The following is a 5,738-nucleotide window of genomic DNA, read 5'->3' on the forward strand; positions in this document are numbered from 1 at the left end:
CGCAAGAACTGACTTATCAAAAAAATAGCCACTTACGCTCGAAAACATACGGAAAGCCGACATCCGACAGCTTCAGTCAGATGACCACCTTGAGCCCAAAGCGGAAGTGCTCGGCTGCATTTGCTTGCAGGTGCAGCAAAGAAATTGACTGACGGGTTCAGCCGCGATGCAGCAAGAAAAGCTGCCGTTCATGCGAAACGCAGCGAGTTCTTCGGCACCGAAGTCCGAGTTGCGGACAAAGCGGTCGCCTTGAAAGCGTCCGCAGTGCGGCGGTCTTTTTCGCCATGGTATAACTTAAGCTCGTCTCTTAGCTTTGGGCTTAGGGAGCTACCTATGGTGGGTCGGGTTCAAGAACTCATCTATCGCCCAACGGGCGCCCGGGTGCAGCTTGGGCAATTGCGCGACATCCGAGGGCGGCTTTGCCTCGGGCAAGGCATCCAGGCTGGCCAAAACGGCATCTGCGACCACGGCGACGAGGTTTTCCGGGAAATCGGCGCGCACAACGAAATGAAGTTCGCCAAACTGGTAGACCGTGCTGAGCGCGACAGTCTTTTCGCCGGCGAACGGTCCCGTCGCTTTACGCATGGCGTCGACATTGGGTGCCGAGAGCAGCGCGAACTGGAACTGGTCCGTGCGCAGAAGATCATAAGCGCGGCGCAGGTCTTTTGCGCGGGCGGGGCGGGCGCTGGCCTCGGGCGCGCCTTGATTGATCGCGTCCACTAAGAGTTTGGAGTAGGGATAACTAGGCGCGTCGTCCCGCGAGCTTAGCACTAAAAGGTGCTTTTGCCGGTAAACGGCATACTGCCCCCATGGAGAATGCGCTTGGGCCCATTTCGGAGCAAGAGTCGCGCAGGCTGCGGCAAGGAACGTTCGACGATACATATCGGACCTTTAGTAGCTTGGCCCGGCCCATCGGATCGGTCCAAGCAAGATGCAACTTAGTAGTGCCGGAACTTGTCAAATACGCTGAGGTTCAGCGTCGCCGTGACCACGTAATTGGGCACGTCGACCACTTGACCGATGCGCAGATCCACGGCGACCGAGCACAGCACATAGGCCTGCTCGCGCGTGAGACCGTGCTCCTCGACGATGTAGTCGATCATCTGCAAAAGCGCATGCCGTGAGGCCACGGTCAGGTCTTCGTTGAGGTTCTCCAGGTTCTCGATCTTCTCGCTGGTCAGGTACGCATGGCTCGGCGGAACTTCCCCCGCAGCTTTCAGCGGTATCCCGACGGTCTGGTAATACCGGTTGGGCTCGATCTTGATGATCTGGTCGTTACCCTTCGTTGCGGGCATCGGGACGTTCTCGGCCTCGCCCTTGTGGATCTCCACCACCCGCAAAGTGGTCACGGATCCCATCTCGATCGCCGTGCCGCCGACCTCGCCATCGCCTTGGGCATAGTGGATGTCGCCGACGAACAATCCGCAGCCGTCGATGAAACAGGGGAACAGCATATGTGTGCCGATCTGCTGCTGCTGAACGTCCATGTTGCCGCCATTCTCACGCGGCGGGATGGTGCGCAGGCAGCGGTCTTCGGCAGTTCCTCCCTCGCCGCAAAGATCCGCCGGAAGCGCGCCTGGGCCAGACGGTGTCAGCACAACGCCACCAGCAACCGCCAAGTCGGCTTCGCGTTTCAGAATCTTGTCCAGCTCTGGTTCGCCCGGCATCACGCCGATTGAGCCCGGGAAGGCCTCGAAAGGAATGGTAATCCCAGGCATTCCGTCAGAGACTGCCCCGTTCCGCGTCAGGCGCCAATTGACGATGTAAGGCTCGGTGAAAATGTCTCGCAGGAAGCCAAAACCGGGTGCGATGACGGTATAGCCATACTGGTCTGGGGCGATATCCACAATCTCGACTTCAATGACGTCGCCACGTTCGGCGCCAACGATATTCACCGGACCAGTCATCGGATGCACCAAGCCTAGATCCACCGTCGCAAGGTCGTCGGCCACCGAATCGAGTCGGAACTCTGAATCAAGCGCGTCACGCGTGTGGAACACGATCATATCGCCAACATCAGCATCGGCCTTGCTGGGAATGTCCGGGTGATACCGATTAAAACAATTGGGATCGTCGCTGCAGTGATCGCCCTCTTTGGCGATCTCTACATTGTTCATCCACCGCTGGTCGGTGGTGTCAGCACTCGCTTGAGAAAAAAGACTGGCTGATGATACGGCAATTACGGTGAGTGCTGTAGCGCTTCGCATTATATTCTCCCCTGGAATAGCTCACGGTAGCGCAGCCCGCTTTGTTTGAGCAACAATTTCATGAACTCATTAATTCGGGGCCGGTCACTTGATCGGCCGTTATTTCGCGCCTCTCCTTCAGCTCCTGTATATGCGCATTGTCTGAAGTTTGACCGATCATCCTGCATGGATGCAGCGTATAGACCCAAAGGCCCGCTTCTGCGGCGCAGCATTTCAGCGGCTAAACTCCTACCAAATTTGATTTTACCTAACCTAAGCGTTATTGGTCGCCGTTTAGAAAAAGTACGAAAAACTGAGGGAGGACGAAATGCTCGATCAATCACTGTCGACTGAGACCCAGAACTTGCTTGATGAGTTCGGCGCGGCGCTCGAAAGCGGCGACATCGGCAAGGCGCGCGAGATGTTTCTAGACGATTGCTACTGGCGTGACCTTGTCACGTTTACCTGGAACCTCAAGACGGTCGAGGGCAAGGACCAGATCGAGGACATGCTCAAGCACCAGCTTGACAAGGTCCGCCCCTCCAACTGGACGCTAGCGAAAGACGAGATCCCGACCGAAGAGGACGGAGTGACGACTGCATGGATCCAGTTCGAGACCGCGGTGGCGCGCGGCTATGGCCTCATGCGCTTAAAGGAAGGCAAGATCTGGACCCTTTTGACCACCATGGTCGAGCTCAAGGGCCACGAAGAGGCCAAGGGCTTTGATCGTCCGCTGGGGGCCAAGCATGGAGCCTCCAAGGACCAGAGCACCTGGAAGGAAGAGCGCGAGCACGAACTCGCCACGCTGGGATACGAAGAACAGCCCTATTGCGTCATTGTCGGTGGCGGTCAGGGCGGCATTGCCCTTGGCGCCAGGTTACGACAACTGGGTGTGCCGACGATCATCGTCGAAAAGAACGACAGGCCAGGCGACAGCTGGCGTCGGCGGTACAAGTCGCTCTGCCTCCACGATCCGGTCTGGTACGATCACTTGCCCTACATCAAGTTTCCCGAAAACTGGCCGATCTTTTCGCCGAAGGACAAGATTGGCGACTGGCTTGAGATGTACACCAAGGTGATGGAGCTGAACTACTGGACCCGCACCACTGCGAAATCCGCCGAATATGACGAGGACACCGGCGAATGGAAGGTCGTGGTGGACCGCGACGGAGAAGAGGTTACCCTCCGCCCCAAGCAATTGGTGATGGCCACCGGCATGTCTGGCAAGAAGCGGATGCCCGACTTTCCCGGCATGAACAAGTTCAATGGCGTGCAGCAGCACTCCTCCGAGCATGACGGGCCGGATAACTGGGCGGGCAAGAAGGTCGTTGTTGTCGGCTCCAACAACTCCGCACACGATATCTGTGCGGCGCTCTGGGAGAATGATGCCGATGTCACGATGGTGCAGCGCTCCTCTACCCATATCGTGCGTTCGGACACGTTGATGGATGTGGGGCTTGGCGCGCTTTATTCCGAAGAGGCGGTCCGCAACGGGATGACTACTGAAAAGGCCGACCTGATCTTTGCGTCCTTGCCCTATGCCATCATGCATGAGTTCCAGATTCCGTTGTACGAGGAAATGAAGCGCCGTGATGCGGACTTCTACAAAGGCCTCGAGGATGCCGGGTTCTGGCTTGACTGGGGCGACGACGGCTCTGGCCTATTCATGAAATATCTACGCCGCGGTTCCGGCTATTATATCGATGTGGGCGCAAGCCAGCTCATCATCGACGGAAAGGTCAGGCTCAAGCGCGGACAAGTGACAGAATTGGACGAGACCGGTGTCATTCTTGAAGATGGAACCCATCTCAATGCCGATCTCATAGTTTATGCCACCGGCTACAACTCAATGAATGGTTGGGTAGCCGATCTTATTGGTCAGGACACGGCCGACAAGCTGGGCAAGGTCTGGGGTCTTGGTTCTGACACAACGAAGGATCCCGGCCCATGGGAAGGCGAGCAGCGCAATATGTGGAAGCCAACACAGGTTCCAGCACTCTGGATGCACGGCGGGAATCTGCACCAGTCCCGGCACTATTCGCAGTTTCTTGCGTTGCAGCTAAAGGCGCGGATGGAAGGTATCGACACACCTGTCTACGGGCTTCAGAAAGTTCATCACCTGAGTTGACTTACATGAGCAGGCTCCCGGGAACTAATGCTCGGGAGCCCTAATTATGGCGATCTAAACTCCAAACCCCAATTCGATCAGCTCAGCTCAAAGTCGCCAACGTCCCGTATGAAAGACATCCGAGATTAGCGCGGCGAAAGACCGGTTCCAATTTCAGTCAATTTGGCGGCGCTCAATGACCGCTTCCGGAAAATCGCGCTGCCGTGCCGCGAAAGGTCCCGGAAATTGGCCGTCGCGCGGAGGCCATTTTCTCTGCATTGGCGAAAAGCACAAAAGTCCGCACCCCGGTCATTGCCCTGATTTCGATAAACGTCCGGTGTTGGTGGAAGCCGTCGTTCATGGCTGAGCGTCGACGTTTCCGGCTCCAACGGCTGCTTGTCGCGCCTATCCGGTCATCCGATGAAAACACTCAGATGACAGAAACGAGCCCAAACCGGACGCGATGTGTGGGCATCAGAAACACAACGCGCGCCTTCACCAATTATCAATATTGTAGATCCTAAATGAACCAAGACTTGATCCAAATCATTCCCGCTAATGAAGAAATCTGAAAGAGTCTTCCGATCAGTGATGGAGCGAGGCGATGAGATTTACTATTCTGGCAGTGATTGCTTTGGGTTTTTCAGGGTATTGTGAAAAGTCTTTTGCAAATCCCTTCAACGACCCGAATCGCGTTGAAACCGTGAAATCCCTATTCAATAATTCGATTTGGTCGGTCTCAAAACGGACGGCCATTGGATATACTGGCGAAAAAAGTTCCCTTTGCCAAGCCAGATCATCCACCGGAAAATCACAAATCTCAATAGTCGGACTAGGCGGCTTAATGAGTATACAACTTACTGATTCTTCTTGGAAATATCAAGATCAAAAAAATACGGTTACACTGAGTGGGCCAATGAAAAAATTTGATCCGCCTTTTGACCTCCATAACGCTAGATACGTTAAGAACCAGATTGTATGGATTTACAATTTGCACGACCTGATAGCTTTAGATATTATTTCCGAAATGGCTAAGTACTCCAACTCCGTTCCTGTTTTAGATTATAAAGGTCGAGAAATAGGGTCGATAAAGATTGGCAAGGCTTCCCAAGCCTTTGCTGCTTGGAGAAAATGCATCCGTGGATTGTAGCCGCCAACATCTCGGCGGAAAACTATCTTTTTACAACACAATGGTTTTGGAGCGAAGTCTGCGATGAAATTGCCCGCTTTGCCTTCTCGGCTAACGACGGGTTCGTCCGCAACCTGGTCATAGCTCTAATTTCGAGAAACGTCCGGTGCCGGTGGTAGCAGCCGTTCGCGGAGGGAACGTCGAATTTTCCGGCTCCTGGAGTGCCCCCACTGAAGTGGTCCACCAACTGGGATAGAATTATCCCGCGAATTGGAGGACCAGAGAATGGCTGGGAAACGAGAGAAGTCAGAAGACA

General features: G+C 55.0%; 4 protein-coding genes. 2 read left to right on the plus strand and 2 right to left on the minus strand.

The genetic code is table 11. From position 1 onward, the window contains the following. Positions 1–327: 327 nt before the first annotated feature. Together EZV60_RS18810 and EZV60_RS18815 are read right to left on the minus strand one after the other, a co-directional pair. Entirely contained in the window at positions 328–720 is a 393-nt protein-coding gene (locus tag EZV60_RS18810) for a hypothetical protein (RefSeq protein ID WP_135507593.1), read from the minus strand. Between the two features lie 218 nt (positions 721–938). Further along, positions 939–2,117: an acetamidase/formamidase family protein gene (locus EZV60_RS18815; protein WP_135507595.1), complete on the minus strand. Its 1,179-nt coding sequence runs from the start codon at positions 2,115–2,117 to the stop codon at positions 939–941. Positions 2,118–2,514: 397 nt separating this feature from the next. Here EZV60_RS18815 and EZV60_RS18820 point away from each other — a divergent pair, with 397 nt between their 5' ends. Both EZV60_RS18820 and EZV60_RS18825 read left to right on the plus strand, forming a co-directional pair. Then, on the plus strand, positions 2,515–4,314 hold the full coding sequence (locus tag EZV60_RS18820; protein WP_135507597.1) for an NAD(P)/FAD-dependent oxidoreductase: 1,800 nt from the start codon (positions 2,515–2,517) through the stop codon (positions 4,312–4,314). Positions 4,315–4,897: 583 nt separating this feature from the next. Further along, positions 4,898–5,443, plus strand: a complete 546-nt coding sequence (locus EZV60_RS18825) for a hypothetical protein (RefSeq protein WP_135507599.1) — start codon at positions 4,898–4,900, stop codon at positions 5,441–5,443. The last annotated feature ends 295 nt before the right edge of the window (positions 5,444–5,738 follow it).

This window comes from Roseovarius aestuariivivens, assembly GCF_004761875.1.
GTDB classification, from domain to species: domain Bacteria; phylum Pseudomonadota; class Alphaproteobacteria; order Rhodobacterales; family Rhodobacteraceae; genus Roseovarius; species Roseovarius aestuariivivens.